The sequence below is a fragment of the Pseudomonas sp. UMAB-40 genome, assembly GCF_900095275.1.
Taxonomy (GTDB): domain Bacteria; phylum Pseudomonadota; class Gammaproteobacteria; order Pseudomonadales; family Pseudomonadaceae; genus Aquipseudomonas; species Aquipseudomonas mandelii_B.
Genome location: NZ_LT607554.1, coordinates 27,568 through 51,754 on the forward strand (window position 1 = coordinate 27,568; position 24,187 = coordinate 51,754).

Here is a 24,187-nt window from a genome sequence, read left to right on the forward strand (position 1 = left end):
CATTTGCGCGTGGTTAGTTAACGACTTCCAGGACGGGCTGCTGGCTGCTGCCGAACGTCAGGTATTCAACCAACTCCGCCAACGGCAGCGGCTTGCTGATCAGATACCCCTGCACCTGATCGCAACCAAACCCGCGCAACAACTCCAGCTGCTCCGCCGTCTCCACGCCTTCGGCCACCACTTCAAGGTTGAGGTTGTGCGCCAGGTTGATCATCGCGTGGACCAGTTTGCGATTCTCTTCCCGCTCTTCCATGCCGCCGACAAAGCTCTTGTCGACCTTGAGCAAGGCAATCGGCAGGCTGTTGAGGTGCACGAAGGACGAGAACCCGGTGCCGAAGTCATCCAGCGAGAAGCGCACGCCCAGGCGGCCGAGGGCGTCCATGGTCTGTTTCACCAGATCGCTGCGGCGCATGACCGCGGTTTCGGTCAGCTCGAACTCCAGCCATTGCGCCTCGACACCGCGCTCGGCGATCAGCCGGCTCAGGGTCGACAACAATTGGCTGTCCTGAAACTGCCGGAACGACAGGTTGATCGCCATGTGCAGCGCCGGCAAACCACGCTCGCGCAGCGCCTGCATGTCCCGCAGGGCCCGGGAAATCACCCAGTAACCGAGCGGCACGATCAAACCGCTCTGCTCGGCCAGCGGCACGAACTCGCTGGGCGCCAGCAAACCGCGTTCGGCGTGCCGCCAGCGCACCAGGGCTTCGAGGCCGACGATCTGGCCGTCCTCAAGGTTCAGCCGCGGCTGGTAATGCAACTCCAGCTCGTCACGGCGTAAGGCCCGGCGCAGCTCGCTTTCGAGGTCGGCCATGCTGCGGGCATTACGGTTGATGCGTTCATTGAAAATATGAAAAGTGCAGCCCTGAGTGCTCTTGGCTTGCTGCATGGCGATGTGCGCATGCCACATCAGCGGGTCGGCGCCGGCCTGGGCCCGGGCGTGGGCGATGCCCAGGCTGGAACCGATCAACAGGCTTTCGCCATCGACCCAGTAAGGCTCGGCCAGGGCTTCAGTAATGCGTTCGGCCATCCATTCGGCGCGCTGAGGCGCGCGGCGGGTGTCGATCAGCAGGGCGAATTCGTCACTGCCCAGCCGCGCCAGTTGATCGCCAGCCTCGAGCTGGCTTTTCAGCCGCGCGACCACTTGCAGGATCAACCGGTCACCGGCCTGGTGGCCGAGGGCATCGTTGGCGTGACGGAAGTTGTCGAGATCAAGGTGACCGAGGGCCAGGCCACGGCCGTCGTTTTCCGCCAGACGCGCGGCCAGCAAGGTCTGGAAGCCCTGGCGGTTGGCGATACCGGTGAGCGGGTCTTGCTCGGCCAGGCGTTGCAGGGTGTGTTCCAGCAAGCCACGTTCGCGCACATGCCGCAGGCACCGGCGCAACATGCCGGGATCAAGATGATCGCGCACCAGCCAGTCGCTCACCCCATCGGGCGGCGTCAGGGGCTCGTGCTCCAGCAGCAACACCGTCGGCAGGCTGCAACGGCCAGGCAGAGGCTGAAGCGCAGGAATGGTCAACAACACCGCGTTGCGGTTGTCATCGAACAGACTGCTGACCGACTCCCAGCTCGGCGCGCTGATAAGCACGGCCGAGCTCCCCATCGGAGCCAGACACTCGCGCAACAACGCTGCCCACGCCGGCTCTTCGGCCAGTAGCAGCAAACGCAAGGGTTCGACAGGCGTAGACAAGCTAGCTCCCTAGACTCTGCAAAGATGTAGGCGGCGGGCATTATGCCGCGCCCGTAACCAATGACCAAACGACATCAGTTATCACACGTGGCTTTGTGTCTGGAATACGAACATTAGCCGCAAACTCACCGCGCATCCTGCTTGAAAGTATCAAAACCGGCAAATAGAGAAAGCGTGTTGCGTCACAAGTCGGAGAGAGCAGCACAATTCGCTGAGCCTGTTAAAATGCCGGCCCATTTCACAAATGACTCCCTGATTCCGTATGTCCCGACTCAATCCCCGGCAGCAAGAAGCCGTGAGCTATGTCGGCGGCCCTCTTTTGGTGCTCGCCGGCGCAGGCTCCGGCAAGACCAGCGTGATCACCCGCAAAATTGCGCACCTGATCCAGAACTGCGGCATCCGCGCCCAGTACATCGTCGCGATGACCTTTACCAACAAGGCCGCGCGCGAGATGAAGGAACGGGTCGGCACCCTGCTCAAGGGCGGCGAAGGCCGTGGCCTGACGGTGTGCACCTTCCACAACCTGGGCTTGAACATCATCCGCAAGGAACATGTTCGCCTGGGCTATAAGCCGGGCTTCTCGATCTTTGACGAAACTGACGTCAAGGCCTTGATGACCGACATCATGCAGAAGGAATACTCGGGCGACGACGGCGTCGACGAGATCAAGAACATGATCGGCTCCTGGAAAAACGACCTGATCCTGCCGCCCGAAGCCCTGGAAAACGCACGCAATCCCAAGGAACAGACCGCCGCTATCGTCTACACCCACTATCAGCGCACGCTCAAGGCGTTCAACGCGGTGGACTTCGACGACCTGATCCTGCTGCCGGTGAAGCTGTTCCAGGAACACGCCGACATCCTCGAAAAATGGCAGAACAAAGTCCGCTACCTGCTGGTGGACGAATACCAGGACACCAACGCCAGCCAGTATTTGCTGGTGAAACTGCTGATTGGCACACGCAACCAGTTCACCGTGGTCGGTGACGATGACCAGTCGATCTACGCCTGGCGCGGCGCCCGCCCGGAAAACCTGATGCTGCTCAAGGACGATTACCCGTCCCTGAAAGTCGTCATGCTCGAGCAAAACTACCGCTCCACCAGCCGCATCCTGCGCTGCGCCAACGTGCTGATCTCGAACAACCCGCACGAATTCGAAAAACAGCTGTGGAGCGAGATGGGCCACGGCGACGAAATCCGCGTGATCCGTTGCCGCAACGAAGACGCTGAAGCCGAGCGCGTGGCCGTGGAACTGCTGACCCTGCACTTGCGCACGGACCGGCCTTACAGCGATTTCGCGATCCTGTATCGCGGTAACTACCAGGCCAAGCTGATCGAGCTGAAGCTGCAGCACCACCAGATTCCTTACCGACTGTCCGGCGGCAACAGCTTTTTCGGACGTCAGGAAGTGAAAGACCTGATGGCCTACTTCCGCCTGATCGTAAACCCGGACGACGACAACGCCTTTTTGCGGGTGATCAACGTCCCACGCCGGGAGATCGGTTCGACCACGCTGGAAAAGCTTGGCAACTACGCCACCGAGCGCAAAATCTCGATGTACGCCGCCACCGACGAAATCGGCCTGGGCGAGCATCTGGATGCGCGCTTCACCGATCGCCTGTCGCGCTTCAAGCGCTTCATGGACCGGGTACGCGAGCAGTGCGCCGGCGAAGACCCGATCTCGGCCCTGCGCAGCATGGTCATGGACATCGACTACGAGAACTGGCTGCGCACCAACAGCTCCAGCGACAAGGCCGCCGATTACCGCATGGGCAATGTCTGGTTCCTGATCGAGGCGTTGAAAAACACCCTGGAGAAAGACGAAGAAGGCGAGATGACCGTCGAGGATGCCATCGGCAAACTCGTCCTGCGCGACATGCTGGAACGTCAGCAGGAAGAAGAAGACGGCGCCGAAGGCGTGCAGATGATGACCTTGCACGCCTCCAAGGGCCTGGAATTCCCCTACGTGTTCATCATGGGCATGGAAGAGGAAATCCTCCCTCACCGCTCCAGCATCGAAGCCGACACCATCGAAGAAGAGCGCCGTCTGGCCTACGTCGGGATTACCCGGGCGCGTCAGACGCTGGCCTTCACCTTCGCCGCCAAGCGCAAGCAATACGGCGAGATCATCGACTGCGCGCCGAGCCGCTTCCTGGATGAGCTGCCGCCGGACGACCTGGCGTGGGAAGGCACCGACGACACGCCTGTCGAAGTCAAAGCCGTTCGCGGCAATACCGCATTGGCGGATATACGGGCGATGTTAAAGCGCTAGAATTGAGCACTTTTTAACCGAACACTTTTAGACAAGCTAGGCGCACATGGCGCCAGTAGAGGAACGCTTCATGGAAGCACTGCACCAGAAAATCCGCGAACAAGGCATTGTGCTTTCCGATCAGGTCTTGAAGGTCGACGCCTTTTTGAACCACCAGATCGACCCGGCCCTGATGAAGCTGATCGGCGACGAGTTCGCCGCGCTGTTCAAGGACTCGGGGATCACCAAGATCGTTACCATCGAAGCCTCGGGCATCGCCCCGGCGATCATGACCGGCCTGAACCTCGGCGTGCCGGTGATTTTCGCCCGCAAGCATCAGTCCCTGACCCTGACTGAAAACCTGCTGTCGGCGACCGTTTACTCGTTCACCAAGCAGACCGAAAGCACCGTGGCGATCTCCCCGCGCCACCTGACCAGCAGCGACCGCGTGCTGATCATCGATGACTTCCTGGCCAATGGTAAGGCATCGCAGGCGCTGATCTCGATCATCAAACAGGCCGGCGCGACCGTGGCCGGTTTGGGGATCGTGATCGAGAAGTCGTTCCAGGGTGGGCGTGCGGAACTGGATGCGCAGGGTTATCGGGTTGAATCCTTGGCTCGCGTGCAATCGCTGGCCGGCGGTGTCGTGACCTTCATCGAGTAACCCGTAACACCGCATATCCCTGTGGGAGCGAGCTTGCTCGCGATGAGGCCATCCTATTCAACATCTCTGTTGGCTGATGTACCGCTATCGCGAGCAAGCTCGCTCCCACAGTTTTTTTGTATTGGCTGTTATTGCGCGGTGGCCTTGAGGCCGGTGAGCAGTAGCCGCTGAAAGAGGTCCTCTTTCAATCCCTCCGGGTTGGTCAACTGCATCCGCTCCAGATGCTCGGGAAACGCGGTAGCCTCGGGCGCATCCAGCGCGGCCTTGCCCAGCTCCAGAATCTCCGTCAGCTTGAACTTGCTCTTCAACCAGTTCAGCGCCCGCAACAAGTCCCGCTCTTCAGCCGTGAAATCACACCCCAGCGGATACTCCGGAAACAACTTCGCATGCCGCGCCTGAATCGCCTGCAAGCGTTCCGGGCTGTTGTCGGCAAAACGCGGATCGATGCGGAAATTTTTCGGCAATTTGCCAACGTTTTGCGCCTGCTCGATCAGCCCCGGCTGGAACCGTGAGTCGCTGATGTTCAGCAACGCCTCGATCACTGCCGCGTCGGTCTTGCCGCGCAGATCGGCGATGCCGTATTCGGTGACCACGATGTCACGCAAATGCCGCGGGATCGTGCAGTGGCCGTATTCCCAGACAATGTTCGAACTGACCTCACCACCCGCCTCGCGCCAGCTACGCAACAACAGCACCGACCGCGCACCTTCCAGCGCATGGCCCTGGGCGACAAAGTTGTATTGCCCGCCGACGCCGCTGAGCACGCGCCCGCTTTCGAGCTGATCAGCCACGCCTGCGCCGAGCAGGGTCATGGTGAACACGGTGTTGATGAAGCGCGCGTCCAGGCGCTGCAGGCGTTTGAGCTCTTCCTGACCGTAGAGCTCGTTGATGTAGCTGATGCGGGTCATGTTGAATTCGAGGCGCTTACTTTGCGGCAGGTCGCGCAGGCGCTCGTAGAAACTGCGTGGCCCGAGGAAAAACCCGCCATGCACGCTGATGCCGTCGGTTTGCGCGGCCTCGTCGAGGGTGCCGGCATTGGCCTGTTGCTGGGTCGGTACGTCCGGGTAGACCTTGCGCCGCACGATCCCGGCGTCGGCCAGCACCAGCAAGCCGTTGACGAACATTTCGCTACACCCGTAAAGGCCCTTGGCGAACGGTTCGATGCCGCCTTCGCGGTCGATCAACTGCGCCCACTGGCTAAGATTGATATCCGCCAGCAACGCCTTGTAACCGGCATTGTCGGCCTGACGCGCCAGCAACGCCGCGGTCAGGGCATCGCCCATGGCGCCGATGCCAATCTGCAAGGTGCCGCCATCGCGCACCAGCGTGCTGGCGTGCAGGCCGATGAAGTGATCCTGGAAACCCACCGGCATGTTCGGCGTGGAGAACAGCGTGGTGTTGTCCTTTTCGTCGATCAGCAGGTCGAATGCGTCGATGCCAATTTCGGCGTCACCGGGCATGTAGGGCAAATCGTTGTGCACCTGGCCCACCAACAGGATCGTCTCCCCCGCCGCCCGGCGTTTGGCGATCATCGGAAACAGGTCGAGGGTGATGTCAGGGTTGCAGCTCAGACTCAGACGATCCGGGTGTTCGGCGTGGCTGGCCACCAACTGCGCAACCAGGTTCAAACCGGCGGCGTTGATGTCTCGCGCGGCGTGGCTGTAGTTGCTGCTGACGTAATCCTGCTGGGCCGATTCGCTATGCAGCAGGCTGCCGGGCTGCATGAAGAATTGCTGGATATGAATGTTGGCCGGCAGGCTGTCGCGCTGCAGTCCGGCGAGGAATTCCAGTTCCGGATAATCGCCAAACACCCGCTCGATGAAGGGTTCGAGGAAGCGCTTTTGTAAACCGTCGCCCAAGGCCGGACGGCCCAGGCACAGGGCGGTGTAGATCGTCAGCTGCCGTTCGGGCAATTGCGCGATGCGCTGGAACAACGCGTTGACGAAGTGGTTGGGTTTGCCCAGGCCGAGGGGCAAGCCCATGTGGATATGCGCCGGCAACCGCGCCAATACGTCATCGACCGCTTGCTCGATAGAACACAGCTGCACCATCTGATCCTCCCTTATATTCCGTGAATTGGGGTTGGACCGAGCTTGCCGGGCCTTTGCTGCAAAGAATAGTCCCCAAGGCAAATCGCAGGCACAAAAAAGCCGCTCGTAAGCGGCTTTTTTGCTGGAGATGGACGCTTATTTCAAGCCGGACATCTTCTCGATCGCACCTTTCAGCTCGGGATCGGAGCAATCGGCACAGGTGCCTTTTGGCGGCATCGAATTGATGCCTGAGATCGCTTTCGCGAGCAGGCCGTCAACACCACCTTCTTTCTTGGAGCGCTCGCCCCAAGCAGCGGCATCACCGATTTTCGGCGCGCCCAACAGGCCGGTGCCGTGGCAAGCGTTGCAATGTTTGGCAATCACTTCGTCCGGGGTTTTGGCTCCGCCACCACCTGTCGAAGCAGCCACTTCCATCCCCTTGCACTCCTGACCCGTCACACAGACTTGGCCGACTGGCTCAAGGCGCTTTGCAATATCGTCGTTGGTCGCTGCTTGTGCGCTGACTGCCCATAGGGCCAATACGGTTGCTGGTACGGCCAGCATTTTCATAATTAGATTCACGCGTTCACCCTCAATGGTGGCTAGTCACGCCTACGGCCACGGTTCGCAGGCGGGCGCAAGTATAACGGTAACCCCGTCACACTGAAACAACCCCAAAGTCGAAGGGGTCTTGTTGCGCAATGGAAAAACGGTTCGGGTGCCTCCGCCATGCTGGCAGGACGCCTCTTCTCTTAGAAATTCGCGGGCGTGGCTGCGCTGATTAGTCGCGCCGGCGCGTCGAACGGATTACGGAAACGGTGTGGCTTGGTACTTTCAAAGTAGTAGCTGTCGCCGGCTTCGAGCACAAAAGTTTCGAGCCCTACCACCAGTTCGAGTCGGCCTTCCACCAAAATGCCGGTTTCCTCGCCCTCATGGGTGAGCATCTCGTCACCGGTGTCGGCGCCAGGCGGGTAGATTTCATTGAGGAAGGCGATAGCCCGGCTCGGGTGCGCCCGACCGACCAGTTTCATGGTCACTGCGCCATCGGAAATATCGATCAGCTCGTTGGCTTTGTAGACGATCTGCGTCGGTTTTTCCTGCAGGATTTCTTCGGAAAAGAACTCGACCATGGACATGGGAATCCCGCCCAGTACTTTCCTCAGCGAACTGATCGAGGGACTGACGCTGTTCTTCTCGATCATCGAAATCGTGCTGTTGGTGACGCCCGCGCGCTTGGCGAGCTCACGCTGGGAAAGACCTTTGAGCTTACGGATGGATTGCAGTCGTTCACCGACGTCCAAGCTTGCGCCTCCAAGATTCAGGTTGTAGAAATATTGAGCGTTATCATGGCGACAGCGTTCAGTATTTACAACACTTTGGCCTGAATCCTGTTCAGCGAGTCGACTTCCGGTACGGACTGCTGACCGCTAACCCTCGGAATAGAGCTTTGGCACCCGGCGCAGGTTGCAGAAGATCTGATAGGGAATCGTGTCAGCGGCGGCAGCCACGTCGCTGGCGAGGATGTTTTTGCCCCACAACTCGACGGTCGAACCCAGGCCGGCCTGCGGTACATCGGTCAGATCGATGCAAAGCATGTCCATCGATACGCGACCAATCAACTGGCTGCGCTGCCCGGCGACCAACACTGGCGTGCCGGTCGGTGCCTGACGGGGGTAACCATCGGCATAACCCATGGCCACCACCCCGACGCGCATCGGCTTAGGGGTGATAAATTTGGCGCCGTAACCAATCGGCTCGCCGGCCGGCAGTTCACGCACGCAGATCACTTTCGATTCCAGGGTCATCACCGGCTGCAAGCGGGAGGCCACGGCGTTTGCTTCTTCAAACGGCGTGGCGCCGTAGAGCATGATGCCCGGGCGAACCCAATCACTCGGAATCTGCGGCCAACCGAGTACCGCCGGCGAATTGCGCAGGCTGATCTCGGCCGACAAACCTTTACGTGCCGCTTCAAATACCGCGACCTGCTCGGCGCTGGCCTGCTCGTGCAGCTCATCGGCGCGGGCGAAGTGGCTCATCAAGACAATCTTCGCCACCTTGCCGCTGGCCAGCAGCCGTTGATAAGCCGCGTGATAATCCTTTGGATGCAAACCCACCCGGTGCATGCCCGAATCAAGCTTGAGCCAGACCGTGATCGGCTTGCTCAACGCGGCGTTCTCGATAGCTTCGAGCTGCCACAACGAATGCACCACGCACCAGAAATCATGCTCGACGATCAGCGACAGCTCATCGGCTTCGAAAAAACCTTCCAGCAACAACACCGGCGCACGGATACCCGCTGCGCGCAGCTCCAACGCTTCTTCGATGCAAGCCACGGCAAACCCGTCCGCCTCGGCTTCCAGCGCCTGGGCGCAACGCACCGCGCCATGGCCGTAGGCATCGGCCTTGATCACGGCGAGGGCCTTGGCCCCCGTGGTTTCACGGGCGATCCGGTAGTTGTGACGCAGGGCTTGAAGGTCGATCAGGGCACGGGCTGGACGCATGGCGGCAGGCTTCTAGGCGGTCATGGGAATAAAAACCGGCGCTGGCTGACGGCGTGAACCGCCAACAACACCGGGAGAGGGATCTTTCTATCTTTCTGACAGGCTTACGGCAGAGCGGCTACAACCGAGAGCTCAACCAGGATTTCCGGTTCGCACAGTTTCGACTCGACCGTCGCACGGGCCGGGGCGACGCCTTTTGGCAGCCACTTGTCCCACACCGCGTTCATGCCTTCGAAATGCGCGTCGATGTCTTTCAGGTAAATCGTGACCGACAGCAAACGGCTCTTGTCGGTGCCTGCCAGATCGAGCAAACGCTCGATATTGGCCAGGGTTTCACGGGTCTGCTGTTCAATCCCGGCACTCATGTCGTCGCCGACTTGCCCTGCCAGATAGACGGTGCCGCTGTGGACAACGATCTGGCTCATGCGCTCATTGGTGAGCTGGCGCTGGATTGACATGTTTTGCGGACTCCTGAAGTTTGGTGCCGTAACGAGAAATATCGAGGCCTTCGGCGCTGATCTGCGGCGTTTTCTTCGCCATCAGGTCAGCCAGCAAACGGCCGGAGCCGCACGCCATGGTCCAGCCGAGCGTGCCGTGACCGGTGTTCAGGAACAGGTTGCTGAACGGGGTGGCGCCAACGATCGGCGTGCCGTCCGGGGTGGTCGGACGCAGACCGGTCCAGAAACTCGCCTGGGCCAGATCGCCGCCCTGAGGATAAAGGTCGTTGACGATCATCTCCAGGGTTTCGCGCCGACGCGGGTTCAGCGACAGGTCAAAACCGGCTATCTCAGCCATGCCGCCAACGCGGATGCGGTTGTCGAAACGGGTGATCGCGACCTTGTAGGTCTCGTCGAGAATGGTCGACGTCGGGGCCATCGCCGGGTTGGTGATCGGCACGGTCAGGGAGTACCCCTTGAGCGGATACACCGGGGCCTTGATACCCAGCGGCTTGAGCAATTGCGGCGAATAGCTGCCGAGTGCCAGCACGTAGCGGTCAGCGGTTTCCAGCTTGCCGTCGATCCACACGCCGTTGATGCGATCACCGGCGTAGTCGAGTTTTTGAATGTCCTGACCGAAACGGAACTCCACGCCCAGTTTCACAGCCATTTCGGCCAGTCGAACGGTGAACATCTGGCAATCGCCGGTCTGGTCGTTCGGCAGGCGCAGGGCACCGGCGAGGATGTCGGTGACGCTGGCCAGCGCTGGCTCAACGCGGGCAATGCCGGCGCGGTCGAGCAGTTCGAACGGCACGCCGGACTCTTTCAGTACGGCGATGTCTTTCGCGGCGCCGTCCAGTTGAGCCTGGGTGCGGAACAGTTGGGTCGTACCGAGGCTGCGGCCTTCGTAGGCAATGCCGGTTTCAGCACGCAATTCGTCGAGGCAGTCACGGCTGTACTCGGACAGGCGGACCATGCGCTCTTTGTTCACCGCATAACGGCTGGCGGTGCAGTTACGCAGCATCTGCGCCATCCACAGGTATTGGTCGATGTCGGCGGTGGCCTTGATCGCCAGCGGTGCGTGGCGCTGCAACAACCACTTGATCGCCTTGAGCGGCACGCCCGGCGCGGCCCACGGCGAGGCATAACCCGGCGATACCTGCCCGGCGTTGGCGAAACTGGTCTCCATGGCAGCGGCGGGCTGACGGTCCACCACCACCACTTCGAACCCGGCACGCGCCAGATAATAAGCACTGGTGGTACCGATGACGCCGCTACCCAAGACCATAACGCGCATTTTCATATCCCTCATCGCGGCTTGCCGCTGACGTTTGTAGTTGTAGAGCACTGATGTGCGCAGTGTAAAAAAGATTAGGCAGTGCTTTTCACTATATAACTGCCTATATTTGGCGAGAATTCTCGGCAAAAACCCTTTTCACGGAGGCGCATCCCCTATGCGTACCAACACTCAAACCAAACGTGAGCTGGACAAGATCGACCGCAACATCCTGCGGATCCTGCAAGCGGACGGGCGTATCTCCTTCACCGAGCTTGGGGAAAAGGTCGGACTCTCGACCACGCCGTGTACCGAACGGGTCAGGCGGCTGGAGCGCGAAGGGATCATCATGGGCTACAACGCCCGGCTCAATCCGCAGCACCTCAAGGGTAGTCTGCTGGTGTTCGTCGAGATCAGCCTCGACTACAAATCCGGCGATACTTTCGAAGAGTTCCGACGTGCGGTGCTGAAACTGCCCCATGTGCTGGAGTGCCATTTGGTGTCGGGGGATTTCGACTACTTGGTGAAGGCGCGGATTTCCGAGATGGCTTCCTACCGCAAGCTGCTGGGCGACATCTTGCTCAAGCTGCCGCATGTGCGGGAATCGAAGAGCTACATCGTGATGGAGGAAGTGAAGGAGAGTTTGTGCCTGCCGATTCCGGATTGATGTTTTTGCGGAGCGTTTCAGAGCCTCATCGCGGGCAAGCCCGCTCCCACAGGTTCACCGCTAACCCTGTGGGAGCGGGCTTGCCCGCGATTGCGTCGACTCGGATTTGTTGGAGTAATTGCCGCGGCTTAAACCAGCACTTGCCTGGTGGAGGCCATGTACTCATGAATCTGCTTCTCAACCCGCGGATGAATCAGCTCCACCGGCCCTCGCCCATTCGGGCACGGCAAGGTCTTGGTGGTACCAAACAACCGGCAGATCAGCGGCCGCTCGTCATACACCGTGCAGCCATTAGGCCCCAGGTGCACGCAGTTGAGCTCATCCATCGCCGCATCCTGCTCGGCCCGGGTCTTGCGCGGCAGGCGGGACATTTCTTCCGGCGAGGTGGTCACCGGCCCACAGCAGTCATGGCAGCCGGGCACGCACTCGAACGAGGGAATCTGCTGGCGAAGCGTGCGGATTTTCTGGCTGTTGCAGCTCATCGAAGCGGTGACCCAAAGCGGAATAGACCGGGATTCTGACGCAAAAGCCCTGATCCAGACAGCACGAACCGACCAGTGTTGCCCGTGCCGGAAGGTCCGGCTTATGCTCCGTCAAATTTTATAGACACACGAATCAGGGACGCTCACATGAATGCCCGTGCCCAGCACACTGCCTCTTACTACGCCGCCAACAGCCTGCCGCAGCCCGATCATCCGGCGCTGCAAGGCGATCTGGTGGCGGACGTGTGCGTGGTCGGCGGCGGGTTTTCCGGGTTGAACACGGCGATTGAGCTGGCCGAACGTGGCTTCAGCGTGGTGCTGCTGGAAGCACACAAGATCGGCTGGGGTGCCAGCGGGCGCAATGGCGGGCAGTTGATTCGTGGCGTCGGTCATGGCCTCGATCAGTTCACCGACGTGATCGGTGCGGAAGGCGTGCGCCAGATGAAACTCATGGGCCTGGAAGCGGTGGAAATCGTCCGCCAGCGCGTCGAGCGTTTTCAGATTCCGTGCGACCTGACCTGGGGTTACTGCGACCTGGCGAACAAGCCTCGCGACCTAGAAGGTTTCGCCGAAGACGCCGAAGAGCTGCGCAGCCTTGGCTACCGCTACGAAACCCGGCTGCTGCAACTCAATGAAATGCACAGCGTGGTGGGTTCGGACCGCTACGTCGGCGGCTTGATCGACATGGGTTCGGGCCATCTTCACCCGCTTAACCTGGCGCTGGGCGAAGCGGCCGCCGCGCAACAGTTGGGAGCAAAGCTGTTCGAAAATTCGGCGGTGACCCGTATCGATTATGGCCCCGAGGTCAAAGTCCATACCGCCCAAGGCTCGGTTCGCGCCAAGACGCTGGTGCTGGGCTGCAACGCCTACCTCAACCAACTCAACCCGCAGCTCAGCGGCAAAGTGCTGCCCGCCGGCAGCTACATCATTGCCACCGAGCCGTTGAGTGAAGAACTGGCGCACTCGCTCCTGCCGCAGAACATGGCGGTCTGCGATCAACGGGTGGCTTTGGATTACTACCGACTCTCGGCGGATCGACGCTTGCTGTTTGGCGGTGCCTGCCATTATTCGGGCCGCGACCCGAAGGACATTGGCGCGTACATGCGGCCGAAGATGCTGGAAGTCTTCCCGCAACTGGGCGGGGTGAAGATCGATTATCAATGGGGCGGGATGATCGGCATCGGTGCCAATCGCCTGCCGCAGATCGGCCGGCTCAAGGATCAACTGAATGTGTATTACGCCCAGGCTTACTCCGGGCATGGGGTGAATGCCACGCACCTGGCGGGCAAGTTGTTGGCCGAGGCAATCAGCGGGCAACAGGGGGGCGGGTTTGATCTGTTTGCCAAGGTGCCGCATATCACCTTCCCGGGCGGGAAGCATTTGCGCTCGCCGTTGCTGGCGTTGGGGATGTTGTGGCATCGGCTCAAAGAGTTGGTCTGAAAGATTTTCAGTGCCTGTACCGACGTCTTTGCGGGCAAGCCCGCTCCCACAAGGGTCTTCGGTGTCCACAAAATTTGTGTTCACCACTCAACCCTGTGGGAGCGGGCTTGCCCGCGAAGAGGCCCGCAAGAACACCGCAACACTCAAATCCGCCAGAAAGGCTTCAGCCCCTCCTCCCGCGCCTGCTCCTGACTCAGCCCGACATCCCTGAGCTGCTCCGGCGTGAGCACCAGCAACGCCTTGCGCGTGTGCAGGCGATGCCAGAACAGACCCCAGCGACTCAGGCCGGACGGTGCGTTGCGCATGACCGCCTCGCGTGCACCGTTGATTTGCCCCGCCGCCAGTTCCTGACTGTGTATCGTCAGCCGCACATCGCTCAAGCCGTTCATTTTGATTGCTCCTGTTTACTTGGGTAGCCAGAGCTTTCATGATGCGCGGACGGCGAAAAGCATTACAGATTCAACAAGACTGTATTAACTCCATACAGATTTATCGATTTAGCGTCTGAATCCTATAATTTCGCCCGATCTGTATTGGTTAATCGAATCACTCACACCGAGACTGCGCCATGACCCTTTACGTCAACCTCGCCGAATTGCTCGGCACCCGTATCGAACAGGGCTTCTATCGCCCCGGTGACCGGCTGCCGTCGGTACGAGCGTTGAGTGTCGAGCACGGGGTCAGCCTGAGCACGGTGCAGCAAGCGTATCGGGTGCTGGAAGACAGTGGGCTGGCGACACCCAAACCCAAATCCGGTTACTTTGTGCCGGTAGGTCGCGACCTGCCGGAGCTGCCGGCTATTGGCCGCCCGGCCCAGCGCCCAGTCGATATTTCCCAGTGGGATCAGGTGCTGGAGCTGATCCGCGCCGTCCCGCGCAAGGACGTCGTGCAACTGGGTCGCGGCATGCCAGACATCACCACGCCGACCATGAAACCGTTGCTGCGCAACCTGGCGCGCATCAGCCGCCGCCAGGACATGCCCGGCCTGTATTACGACAACATCTATGGCACCCTCGAACTGCGCGAGCAAATTGCCCGCCTGATGCTCGATTCCGGTTGCCAATTGACCGCCCATGACCTGGTGGTGACCACCGGTTGCCACGAAGCGCTGTCCACCAGCATTCGCGCCATCTGCGAGCCGGGGGATATTGTGGCGGTGGACTCGCCAAGCTTTCACGGCGCCATGCAGACCCTCAAGGGCCTGGGCATGAAAGCCTTGGAAATCCCTACCGACCCGATCACCGGGATCAGCCTCGACGCGCTCGAACTGGCGTTGGAGCAATGGCCGATCAAGGCCATACAGTTGACGCCCAACTGCAACAACCCGCTGGGCTACATCATGCCGGAATCGCGCAAACGCGCGTTGTTGACGCTCGCACAGCGTTTCGACGTGGCGATTATCGAAGACGATGTGTATGGCGAACTTTCCTACAGCTACCCGCGCCCACGCACGATCAAATCCTTCGACGAGGACGGCCGCGTGTTGCTGTGCAGTTCCTTTTCCAAAACCCTGGCGCCCGGTCTGCGCATTGGCTGGGTCGCGCCCGGACGCTATCTGGAACGGGTGCTGCACATGAAATACATCAGCACTGGCTCCACAGCGCCACAACCGCAGATTGCGATTGCCGAATTTCTCAAGGCCGGGCATTTCGAACCGCATTTGCGGCGGATGCGCACGCAATACCAACGCAGTCGGGACCTGATGATCGACTGGGTCACGCGCTATTTCCCCGCCGGCACCCGCGCCAGCCGCCCGCAAGGCAGCTTCATGTTGTGGGTTGAGCTGCCGGACGGCTTCGACACCCTGAAACTGAATCGCGCGCTGCACGATCAAGGCGTACAGATTGCCGTCGGCAGCATCTTTTCCGCCTCGGGCAAGTACCGCAACTGCCTGCGGATGAACTACGCTGCCAAGCCAACACCGCTGATCGAAGAAGCCGTGCGCAAGGTCGGCGCCGCAGCGATCAAACTGCTGGCAGAAACGGATCACATCACTGACTGACCTTTCTCAGGAATCCAGCGTCCATATGCCGACCTTTGCCGCCAATCGGAACGTTCTCACGTGAGAGTCAGACAGCCCCTGCTCGCTCTTCTGTTATTCGCCTCGTTCCTGGGCGGTTGCGCCAACCTCGACGTTCAACGCGAACCGAGCCAGGCGCTGCCCGCCAGCGACTCGTCATTCGGCCGCTCAATCCAGGCCCAGGCCGCGCCCCATGAAGGCAAGTCCGGCTTTCGCTTGCTGTCCAACAGCAGCGAGGCCTTCATGGCCCGTGCCGAGCTGATCCGCAACGCCCAAAGCAGCCTCGACTTGCAGTACTACATCGTGCATGACGGCATCAGCACGCGGATGCTGGTGGACGAGTTGCTCAAGGCTGCGGATCGCGGCGTGCGGGTGAGGATTCTGCTCGATGACACCACCAGCGACGGTCTGGACTGGATCATCGCGACCCTCGCCGCGCACCCGCAGATCCAGATTCGCCTGTTCAACCCGCTGCACCTGGGCCGTGCCACGGGCGTGACGCGCACCATGGGCCGCTTGTTCAACCTGTCACTGCAACACCGACGCATGCACAACAAGTTGTGGCTGGCGGACAACAGCGCGGCCATCGTCGGCGGCCGCAACCTGGGAGACGAATACTTCGATGCCGAGCCCAACCTGAATTTCACCGACATCGACATGCTCGGCGTCGGGCCGGTGGCCGAGCAGCTTGGCCACAGCTTCGACCAGTACTGGAACAGCGCGCTGAGCAAACCGATCGACGAATTCCTGTCGAGCAAACCGACGCAAAAGGACCTGCAGAACACCCGCACACGCCTGGAAGAATCGCTGGAAGAAACCCGCAAACAGAATCACGCGCTGTATCAGCAGTTGATGACTTACACCACCAAGCCACGCCTGGACATCTGGCGCCGGGAGCTGATCTGGGCGTGGAACCAGGCGCTGTGGGATGCGCCGAGCAAGGTCTTGTCGGACGGCGAGCCTGACCCCCACTTGCTGCTGACCACGCAACTGGCACCGGAGCTTACGGGCGTCAGCAAAGAGCTGATCATGATCTCGGCTTACTTCGTACCGGGGCAGCCGGGGCTGGTCTACCTCACCGGGCGGGCCGACGCCGGGGTGTCGGTGAGTTTATTGACCAACTCGCTGGAAGCCACCGACGTGCCAGCCGTGCACGGCGGTTACGCGCCTTATCGTCGGGCGCTCCTGGAACATGGCGTGAAGTTGTACGAATTGCGCCGCCAGCCCGGCGAAGGCGGCGGCAGCGGGCCGCATATTTTCTACAGCAAGTCCTTCCGGGGTTCCGATTCCAGCCTGCACAGCAAGGCGATGATCTTCGACCAGCAGAAATCCTTCATCGGCTCATTCAACTTCGACCCACGCTCGGTGCTGTGGAACACCGAAGTCGGCGTGCTGGTGGACAGCCCCGAACTCGCCGCGCATGTGCGCAAAGCGGCCATGGAGGGTATGGCGCCGACCTTGAGCTATCAGGTGAAACTGGAGAATGACCGGATCGTCTGGGAGACGGAAGACGACGGCAAGATGCACACGCTGACCAAGGAGCCGGGGAGTCTATGGCGCCGCTTCAATTCCTGGTTCAGCACAGCGGTCGGCCTGGAGCGGATGCTTTGACAGAAGACGAACATCCCTGTGGGAGCGAGCTTGCTCGCGATAGCAGATTCACATTCAACATTGACGTCGACTGTCAGTCCGCTATCGCGAGCAAGCTCGCTCCCACAGGTGAACGTGGCTGGCCGGAAGCTTGGCCCTAAGCAGGCTCGGCCACCGTGCCAAACGCGCCCTGACGCATCAACAGAATCACCAACCCGAACGCTCCCGCCGCCATCAACAACGGCAAGGCATGCCCGCTGACCCACTGGCTGCCGGCACCGGCGGCCAACGGCCCGACCAGGCAGCCAATACCCCACAACTGCGCAATATGCGCGTTGGCTCGCACCAGCGCATCGTCGCGATAGCGTTCGCCGATCAGGATCAGTGACAAGGTGAACAATCCCCCGGCGCTGGCGCCAAACAGCACCCACAACGGCCAGATCAGCAAGGTATCGATGAGCAACGGGATCGCCAGGCTCGAGATCAGCAACACTGCTGCACATCCGGTGAACAGCGTGCGTCGCGACAAACGATCCGCCAGTGCGCCAATCGGCAGTTGCAGCAAGGCATCACCCACCACCACGGTGCTGACCATCGCCAGCGCGATTTCCGTGGTGAAACCCTGACGCAGGCAATACACCGGCAACAAGGTCAGAATCATCGCTTCAAACGCCGCGAACAGCGACACCGCCCAGGCAATCGCCGGCAAGCCACGGCAGAAGCCCCACAAGTCGCCAAACGTCACACTGGCAGCCTCACTGGACGGTGCGCCGCTGCGGCCCAGCAACAGGAGCGGCGCGGCCATGAGCAAGCCGACGCCGACCCAGAAGCCGTAATCGTGTTCGGTGCCCAAAACACCCAGCAGCAGCGGCCCAGCCAGCTGACTCAGCGCATAACTGCTGCCATACAGCGCTACCAGACGCCCGCGCCATTGCTCGACCACCAGTTGGTTGATCCAGCTTTCGCCGAGGATGAAGACCAGGGTCAGGATCACCCCGATCATCAGGCGCAACACCAACCACACCGGATAGCTCGGCAACAGCGCCAGCAAGCCGATGGACACCGCTCCAGCCCACAGACACAGGCGCATGAGGTTGGCCGTGCCAAGACGCGAGGCCAGATGGCTGGAGATCTTCGCCCCGAGCAGCACGCCAATGGCCGGCATCGCCGCCATCACACCGATGGCGAACGAGCCGTAGCCCCAGCTTTCCAGGCGAAACGACACCAGCGGCATGCTGACACCCAGGGCCAGGCCGACACTCAAGACAGACGCCAACACGGCGAAATAAGTCGCCCAACGCATGTTCCACGCTCCTGTGGATATTTTATGTACAGCACAAAACACTGTGGGAGCGAGCTTGCTCGCGATAGCAGTTTCACATTCAACATTGACGTCGACTGTCAGACCGCTATCGCGAGCAAGCTCGCTCCCACAGGGGATCTTCGTTGTGTGGTGCTTACAACTTGATCCAGGTCGCCTTCAGCTCGGTGTATTTGTCGAACGCGTGCAGCGACTTGTCGCGGCCATTGCCCGATTGCTTGAAGCCACCGAACGGTGCGGTCATGTCGCCGCCATCGTACTGGTTGACCCAAACGCTACCGGCGCGCAGTGCCTTGGCAGTCAGGTGCGCCTTGGAGATGTCCTTGGTCCACACCGCCGCCGCCAGGCCGTAAGGCGTGTCGTTGGCAATCGCTACGGCTTCTTCGGCGGTGTCGAATGCGATCACCGACAACACTGGGCCAAAGATCTCTTCCTGAGCGATTTTCATCGCATTGGTCACGCCGTCGAAAATCGTCGGCTCAACGTAGGTGCCACCGGATTCCTGAAGCGTGCGCTTGCCGCCAGCCACCAGTTTGGCGCCGTCAGCGTGGCCGGATTCGATGTAGGACAGCACGGTGTTCATCTGCTGAGTGTCCACCAGCGCGCCGACGTTGGTCGCCGGGTCCAGCGGGTTGCCCGGCTTCCAGGTTTTCAGCGCTTCGATCACCAGCGGCAGGAAGGTGTCCTTGATCGAACGCTCGACCAGCAGACGCGAACCGGCGGTGCAGACTTCGCCCTGGTTGAAGGCAATGGCGCCGGCCGCCGCTTCGGCTGCGGCTTGCAGGTCCGGGGCATCGGCAAACACGATGTTCGGGCTCTTGCCGCCCGCTTCGAGCCAGACGCGCTTCATGTTCGATTCGCCGGAATAGATCAGCAATTGCTTGGCGATCTTGGTCGAACCGGTGAACACCAGGGTGTCGACGTCGTTGTGCAGGGCCAGAGCCTTGCCGACGGTGTGACCGTAACCTGGCAGGACGTTGAGCACGCCTTTCGGAATGCCGGCTTCGACGGCCAGCGCAGCAATGCGAATAGCCGTCAGCGGCGATTTTTCCGATGGCTTGAGGATCACCGAGTTACCGGTGGACAGCGCCGGCCCGAGTTTCCAGCAGGCCATCATCAACGGGAAGTTCCACGGCACGATGGCGCCGACGACGCCGACGGGCTCGCGGGTCACCAGACCCAGCTGATCGTGCGGAGTGGCGGCGACTTCGTCGTAGATCTTGTCGATAGCTTCACCGCTCCAGCTCAGGGCTTGCGCCGCGCCGGGAACGTCGATGTACAGGGAATCGCTGATCGGCTTGCCCATGTCCAGGGTTTCAAGCAGCGCCAGCTCTTCGGCGTGCTGCTTCAGCAGGCCGGCGAAACGGATCATGGTGGCTTTGCGTTTGGTTGGCGCCAAGCGCGACCAGACGCCGGAATTGAAGGTGGCGCGGGCGTTTTCAACGGCACGCTGGGCGTCGGCGGCGTCACAGCTGGCAATCTTGCCCAGCAGACGGCCATCGACCGGGCTGATGCACTCGAAGGTCTCGCTGGAGACGGCATCGGTGTATTCGCCATTGATGTAGGCGCGGCCTTCGATCTTCAGATCGCGAGCCCGTTGCTCCCAATCGGCACGAGTCAGGGTGGTCATACGAGTGTCCTCCTCTTATTGAATACGAGCGCCCCGCGATCTTCGCAGACGCTGTCAGGAATTCTGCCCAGCCAGCCTGATTTTTCGGCCCAAGGCAACCGCCACCCTAAACCAGCGGCAGGTGAAGTTTCAATATATTTGACACATGGCGGTCAAACGGCCTTGCGATGTTCATTTTAATAAACATAGACTTTGGACTTTCCAGCCATCGCGCCGCAATCACGGGGGATAACAACAATGAGCATCCAGGATATCGTCGACTTCAGCCAGGCCACCACCCAACCCGATCGCTATCGGCCGGACCCGGCAAAAGTCCTCAAGGGCGACCCCGAACAGGCGGTCTACAACCATTACAACAGCCCTTGCGGCCAGTTGAATGCGGGTGTGTGGGAAGGCGCGGTCGGCCAGTGGCATGTGAACTTCACTGAGCATGAATACTGCGAAATCGTTCAGGGCGTTTCAGTGCTGCGCGACAACGACGGCAACAGCAAGACCGTGCGCGCGGGTGATCGCTTCGTGATCCCGGCCGGGTTCCGGGGCACCTGGGAAGTGCTGGAAACGTGCCGCAAGATTTATGTGGCGTTTGAACAGAAGGCCTAAGAACTAGCGTCGTCTGTGCCGACGCTATCGCGAGCAAGCTCGCTCCCACAGTTGACCGCATTCCAATGTGGGAGCGAGCTTGCTCGCGATGAGGCCCTGACAGGCAACGCATATCCGCAGGCAACAAAAAAGGCCCGTATCTCGCGATACGGGCCTTTTTCGTAAGGAGGAAAAATCAATTACTTGATTTTGCCTTCTTTGTAGATCACGTGCTTGCGAACAACCGGATCAAATTTCTTGATCTCGATTTTGTCCGGGGTAGTACGCTTGTTCTTGTCGGTAGTGTAGAAGTGACCAGTACCGGCGCTCGAAATCAAACGAATCAATTCACGCATGATTAGCTCCCTTAGATCTTGCCGGCTTTGCGGATTTCGGCCAGCACGACAGTGATGCCACGCTTGTCGATGATACGCATGCCTTTGGCAGATACGCGCAGACGCACGAAACGTTTCTCTTCTTCAACCCAGAAGCGGTGATGCTGCAGGTTCGGCAGGAAACGACGACGGGTTTTGTTGTTTGCGTGGGAAATGTTATTCCCAGTCACCGGACCCTTACCGGTAACTTGACATACTCTCGACATGCCTCAGCCCTCTAAAACCACATGCCCAACCCGGCATGGGTTGGCCGCTTAATCTCTCAGTCATTTGGCGCCAGGCGCCGCGTTTCTTTAGAGGTCTTACCGGCTACACCTACAGTGAAGGAACCGGGCCCCTAGAAAAGAGCGCTGCTTTATACCAGAAAGACTGGAGAGCAACAACATTCCGTGTGCGCGGACTTGATAAATTCCCCATTTTTCGGGCGCCGAGCGCCTTGGATAAAGGCTGTGGTCGATGAAGACCGCTCGTCGCAGAGAATCGGCCAACCGACCGATTTCGGGTTTTCCTCGGCCCGCATCACCGAAAACAAGCGCACATAGTCCCCTTAAAATGAAAAAGGGGATAGTCATTTGCAAAAGAGCCCACTAGGGTAAGCCTTTTCCAGACTGCACTTGCAGATGGGCCTTCGATCTGTAAAGGAATCCGACCATGCGCCTCGCTGCCCTACCGCTGTTGCTCGCCCCGCTCCTGCTGAGCCCGCTGGCCCATGCCGCCGCCCTGAGCGTCTGCACCGAGGCCAGCCCGGAAGGGTTCGACGTGGTGCAATACAACTCGCTGACCACCACCAACGCGTCGGCCGATGTGCTGATGAATCGGCTGGTTGACTTCGACACCGCCAGCGGCAAAGTGGTCGCCAGCCTCGCAGACAGCTGGGAAGTCACGCCCGACGGCCTGACCTACGTGTTCAAGCTGCACCCGCAGGTGAAATTCCATCGCACTGAGTATTTCAGCCCAACGCGTGAACTGACCGCCGAAGACGTGAAATTCAGCTTCGACCGTATGCTTGACCCGGCTCACCCTTGGCACAAAGTCGCCCAGAGCGGCTTCCCGCACGCTCAGTCGATGCAGTTGCCGGCGCTGATCAAGAAGATCGACGCCCTGGACCCGCTGACCGTGCGTTTCACTCTCGATTACCCGGACTCGACCTTCCTCGCGACCCTGAGCATGGGCTTCGCCTCGATCTATTCAGCCGAATACGCCGACAAGCTGTTGAAGGCCGGCACGCCCGAGAAGCTCAACAGCCAGCCGATCGGCAGCGGCCCTTTCGTGTTTACGCGTTTCCAGAAAGATGCCTCGATTCGCTACAAGGCCAACCCTGACTACTTCCGTGGCAAGCCGTCGGTGGACCCACTGATCTTCGCGATCACGCCGGATGCCAACGTGCGCTTGCAGAAATTGCGTCGCAACGAGTGCCAGATCGCCCTGTCACCCAAGCCTCTGGACGTACAGGCCGCGCTGAAAGAACCGACCCTGAAAGTGGAAAAGACTGACGCCTTCATGACCGCGTTCGTCGGCATCAACAGCCAGCATCCACCACTGGACAAACCTGAAGTGCGCCAGGCGATCAACCTCGCGTTCGACAAGGCCACCTACGTCAAAGCCGTGTTCGAAGACACCGCCGAGCCCGCCAACGGCCCGTACCCGCCCAACACCTGGAGCTACGCCAAAGGCCTGCCGGGTTATCCGCATGATGTCGAAAAGGCCAAGGCACTCATGGCCAAGGCCGGACTCAAGGACGGTTTCCAGACCACCATCTGGACCCGACCTTCCGGCAGCCTGCTGAACCCGAACCCAAGCCTCAGCGCTCAAATGCTGCAATCGGACCTCGCAGAAATCGGCATTCAGGCCGAGATTCGGGTGATCGAATGGGGCGAGCTGATTCGTCGCGCCAAGGCCGGCGAGCACGACCTGCTGTTCATGGGCTGGGCCGGTGACAACGGCGACCCGGACAACTTCCTCACGCCGCAGTTTTCCTGCGCCGCAGTCAAATCCGGCACCAACTTCGCCCGCTACTGCAACCAGGACCTGGACAAGCTGATCAGCGCCGGCAAGACCACCGGCGAGCAAGGCGTGCGCACCAAGCTCTACGAACAGGCCCAGGCGCAGATCCAGCAGCAGGCGTTGTGGCTGCCGCTGGCGCATCCGACGGCGTTCGCGCTGACGCGCAAGGACGTCGAGGGTTATCAAGTCAGCCCATTCGGCCGCCAGGACTACTCGAAGGTCAACTTGAAGTAACCGCCACGCCACAAAACCTTGTAGGAGCCGGCTTGCTGGCGATGGCATCAAAGCGGTTAATCAGCCACACCGCGCCGTCTGGATTGCCAGCAAGCCGGCTCCTACACAGCCCACGTTTACCCTGTTACATCCACCCATACTCAGCCATCGACAAAGGATCGCCGTCACCGATGATGAAATGGTCGAGCACCCGCACATCAACCAGCTCCAGCGCCTCTTGCAGGCGCTTGGTCAGCAGCCGATCGGCTTGACTGGGATCGGGATTGCCCGACGGATGGTTATGGCAGAGGATCAACGCGGCGGCGTTGTGCGCCAATGCGCGCTTGACCACCTGTCGCGGGTACACACTGGTGTTGTCGATGGAGCCACGAAACAACACTTCAAACGCCAGCACCCGGTGTTTGGAATCCAGAAACAGGCAACCGAAGACCTCATGCGGCTCGTGACGCAGCATCGACTTGAGGTAGTCACGCACCGCCAAAGGACTCCCCATCACCGAATCACGCCGCAACCGTTCTGCCAGATGTCGGCGGGCCATTTCCAGCACCGCCTGCAACTGCGCGAACTTTGCCGGTCCAAGTCCGAGCTCGCCGCTGAAGGTCCGAAGGTCGGCCTCAAGCAACGTGCGCAGGCTTCCAAACTGCTGCAACAAGTGTCGCGCCAAATCCACCGCGCTTTTGCCGGTTACGCCGGTTCGTAGAAAGATGGCCAGCAACTCGGCGTCCGAAAGGCTTGCCGATCCCTGCTCCAGTAACTTCTCCCGCGGCCGCTCCGCCGCCGGCCAATCGCGAATGCTCATAGCACCTCCATGTCTGTGGGCGCGCCGCTGTTCCATAGCGGTCGCTGTGATATCGTAGCCCATCTTTTTTGCGAGCGATTTCACTCCTGGGGAGGGGGTATCGCCACGCAGTCATCAACGAAATGAAAGGCAGACCTATGCAGCGGCTGTATCGGAAACGCATCGTTCTGGGCGTCGGCG

General features: G+C 60.4%; 22 protein-coding genes. 8 read left to right on the forward strand and 14 right to left on the reverse strand.

All coding sequences use genetic code 11. From position 1 onward, the window contains the following. Nucleotides 1-13: 13 nt before the first annotated feature. The gene (locus K0F88_RS06600; RefSeq protein WP_219094626.1) at nt 14-1,687 is read right to left on the reverse strand and encodes a bifunctional diguanylate cyclase/phosphodiesterase; all 1,674 of its coding nucleotides are present in this window, start codon (nt 1,685-1,687) and stop codon (nt 14-16) included. Between the two features lie 262 nt (nt 1,688-1,949). Here K0F88_RS06600 and rep point away from each other — a divergent pair, with 262 nt between their 5' ends. Together rep and K0F88_RS06610 are read left to right on the forward strand one after the other, a co-directional pair. Then, the gene (rep, locus tag K0F88_RS06605) at nt 1,950-3,959 is read left to right on the forward strand and encodes a DNA helicase Rep (RefSeq protein ID WP_219094627.1); all 2,010 of its coding nucleotides are present in this window, start codon (nt 1,950-1,952) and stop codon (nt 3,957-3,959) included. A gap of 70 nt (nt 3,960-4,029) precedes the next feature. Then, a complete protein-coding gene (locus K0F88_RS06610; RefSeq protein ID WP_010465159.1) occupies nt 4,030-4,602 on the forward strand; it encodes a xanthine phosphoribosyltransferase in 573 nt (190 codons plus the stop codon). 128 nt (nt 4,603-4,730) lie between these two features. On the opposite strand, the gene K0F88_RS06615 is transcribed toward K0F88_RS06610, so the two are convergent. From K0F88_RS06615 to dadA, 6 genes are all read right to left on the reverse strand, one after another. After that, a complete protein-coding gene (locus K0F88_RS06615) occupies nt 4,731-6,653 on the reverse strand; it encodes an acetyl-CoA hydrolase/transferase C-terminal domain-containing protein (RefSeq protein ID WP_219094628.1) in 1,923 nt (640 codons plus the stop codon). Nucleotides 6,654-6,788: 135 nt separating this feature from the next. Next, a complete protein-coding gene (locus K0F88_RS06620; protein ID WP_219094629.1) occupies nt 6,789-7,202 on the reverse strand; it encodes a cytochrome c5 family protein in 414 nt (137 codons plus the stop codon). 182 nt (nt 7,203-7,384) lie between these two features. Then, nucleotides 7,385-7,933, reverse strand: coding sequence for a cupin domain-containing protein (locus K0F88_RS06625; RefSeq protein WP_007947433.1), 549 nt, complete (start codon nt 7,931-7,933; stop codon nt 7,385-7,387). 126 nt (nt 7,934-8,059) lie between these two features. Next, the gene (alr, locus tag K0F88_RS06630; RefSeq protein WP_083375465.1) at nt 8,060-9,133 is read right to left on the reverse strand and encodes an alanine racemase; all 1,074 of its coding nucleotides are present in this window, start codon (nt 9,131-9,133) and stop codon (nt 8,060-8,062) included. A gap of 104 nt (nt 9,134-9,237) precedes the next feature. Then, entirely contained in the window at nt 9,238-9,591 is a 354-nt protein-coding gene (locus K0F88_RS06635; RefSeq protein WP_109626698.1) for a RidA family protein, read from the reverse strand. Then, complete coding sequence (dadA, locus tag K0F88_RS06640) at nt 9,563-10,867, reverse strand: D-amino acid dehydrogenase (protein ID WP_219094630.1); 1,305 nt, start codon at nt 10,865-10,867, stop codon at nt 9,563-9,565. The genes K0F88_RS06635 and dadA overlap by 29 nt, the downstream gene beginning before the upstream one ends. A gap of 157 nt (nt 10,868-11,024) precedes the next feature. Here dadA and K0F88_RS06645 point away from each other — a divergent pair, with 157 nt between their 5' ends. Then, on the forward strand, nt 11,025-11,513 hold the full coding sequence (locus K0F88_RS06645) for an Lrp/AsnC ligand binding domain-containing protein (RefSeq protein ID WP_010465173.1): 489 nt from the start codon (nt 11,025-11,027) through the stop codon (nt 11,511-11,513). A 128-nt stretch (nt 11,514-11,641) separates the two neighbouring features. Here the strand turns inward: K0F88_RS06645 and K0F88_RS06650 are convergent, their stop codons facing one another. Then, nucleotides 11,642-11,995, reverse strand: a complete 354-nt coding sequence (locus tag K0F88_RS06650; RefSeq protein WP_007947437.1) for a YkgJ family cysteine cluster protein — start codon at nt 11,993-11,995, stop codon at nt 11,642-11,644. A gap of 147 nt (nt 11,996-12,142) precedes the next feature. Between K0F88_RS06650 and K0F88_RS06655 the strand changes: the two genes are divergently transcribed. Then, nucleotides 12,143-13,435 carry an FAD-binding oxidoreductase gene (locus tag K0F88_RS06655; protein ID WP_219094631.1) on the forward strand — a complete coding sequence of 431 codons (1,293 nt, stop codon included), beginning with the start codon at nt 12,143-12,145 and terminating at the stop codon, nt 13,433-13,435. Nucleotides 13,436-13,578: 143 nt separating this feature from the next. Here the strand turns inward: K0F88_RS06655 and K0F88_RS06660 are convergent, their stop codons facing one another. Then, nucleotides 13,579-13,824, reverse strand: a complete 246-nt coding sequence (locus K0F88_RS06660) for a DUF1127 domain-containing protein (RefSeq protein WP_094469994.1) — start codon at nt 13,822-13,824, stop codon at nt 13,579-13,581. Between the two features lie 179 nt (nt 13,825-14,003). On the opposite strand from K0F88_RS06660, the gene K0F88_RS06665 reads away from it, so the two are divergent. After that, nucleotides 14,004-15,437, forward strand: a complete 1,434-nt coding sequence (locus K0F88_RS06665; RefSeq protein ID WP_219094632.1) for a PLP-dependent aminotransferase family protein — start codon at nt 14,004-14,006, stop codon at nt 15,435-15,437. A gap of 60 nt (nt 15,438-15,497) precedes the next feature. Continuing rightward, a complete protein-coding gene (locus K0F88_RS06670; protein WP_219094633.1) occupies nt 15,498-17,066 on the forward strand; it encodes a phospholipase D family protein in 1,569 nt (522 codons plus the stop codon). Between the two features lie 136 nt (nt 17,067-17,202). On the opposite strand, the gene K0F88_RS06675 is transcribed toward K0F88_RS06670, so the two are convergent. Then, nucleotides 17,203-18,348: an MFS transporter gene (locus K0F88_RS06675; protein ID WP_219094634.1), complete on the reverse strand. Its 1,146-nt coding sequence runs from the start codon at nt 18,346-18,348 to the stop codon at nt 17,203-17,205. A gap of 154 nt (nt 18,349-18,502) precedes the next feature. Continuing rightward, on the reverse strand, nt 18,503-19,996 hold the full coding sequence (locus tag K0F88_RS06680; protein WP_219094635.1) for an aldehyde dehydrogenase: 1,494 nt from the start codon (nt 19,994-19,996) through the stop codon (nt 18,503-18,505). A gap of 237 nt (nt 19,997-20,233) precedes the next feature. On the opposite strand from K0F88_RS06680, the gene K0F88_RS06685 reads away from it, so the two are divergent. After that, a complete protein-coding gene (locus K0F88_RS06685; RefSeq protein WP_219094636.1) occupies nt 20,234-20,596 on the forward strand; it encodes a cupin domain-containing protein in 363 nt (120 codons plus the stop codon). 179 nt (nt 20,597-20,775) lie between these two features. Here the strand turns inward: K0F88_RS06685 and rpmG are convergent, their stop codons facing one another. Next, nucleotides 20,776-20,931, reverse strand: coding sequence for a 50S ribosomal protein L33 (gene rpmG / locus K0F88_RS06690; protein WP_007894709.1), 156 nt, complete (start codon nt 20,929-20,931; stop codon nt 20,776-20,778). Nucleotides 20,932-20,942: 11 nt separating this feature from the next. Beyond that, the gene (rpmB, locus tag K0F88_RS06695; RefSeq protein WP_007894701.1) at nt 20,943-21,176 is read right to left on the reverse strand and encodes a 50S ribosomal protein L28; all 234 of its coding nucleotides are present in this window, start codon (nt 21,174-21,176) and stop codon (nt 20,943-20,945) included. Nucleotides 21,177-21,621: 445 nt separating this feature from the next. Here rpmB and K0F88_RS06700 point away from each other — a divergent pair, with 445 nt between their 5' ends. After that, complete coding sequence (locus tag K0F88_RS06700; protein ID WP_219094637.1) at nt 21,622-23,208, forward strand: ABC transporter substrate-binding protein; 1,587 nt, start codon at nt 21,622-21,624, stop codon at nt 23,206-23,208. 124 nt (nt 23,209-23,332) lie between these two features. On the opposite strand, the gene radC is transcribed toward K0F88_RS06700, so the two are convergent. Beyond that, nucleotides 23,333-24,007 carry a DNA repair protein RadC gene (radC, locus tag K0F88_RS06705; RefSeq protein ID WP_219094638.1) on the reverse strand — a complete coding sequence of 225 codons (675 nt, stop codon included), beginning with the start codon at nt 24,005-24,007 and terminating at the stop codon, nt 23,333-23,335. Nucleotides 24,008-24,187: the final 180 nt, after the last annotated feature.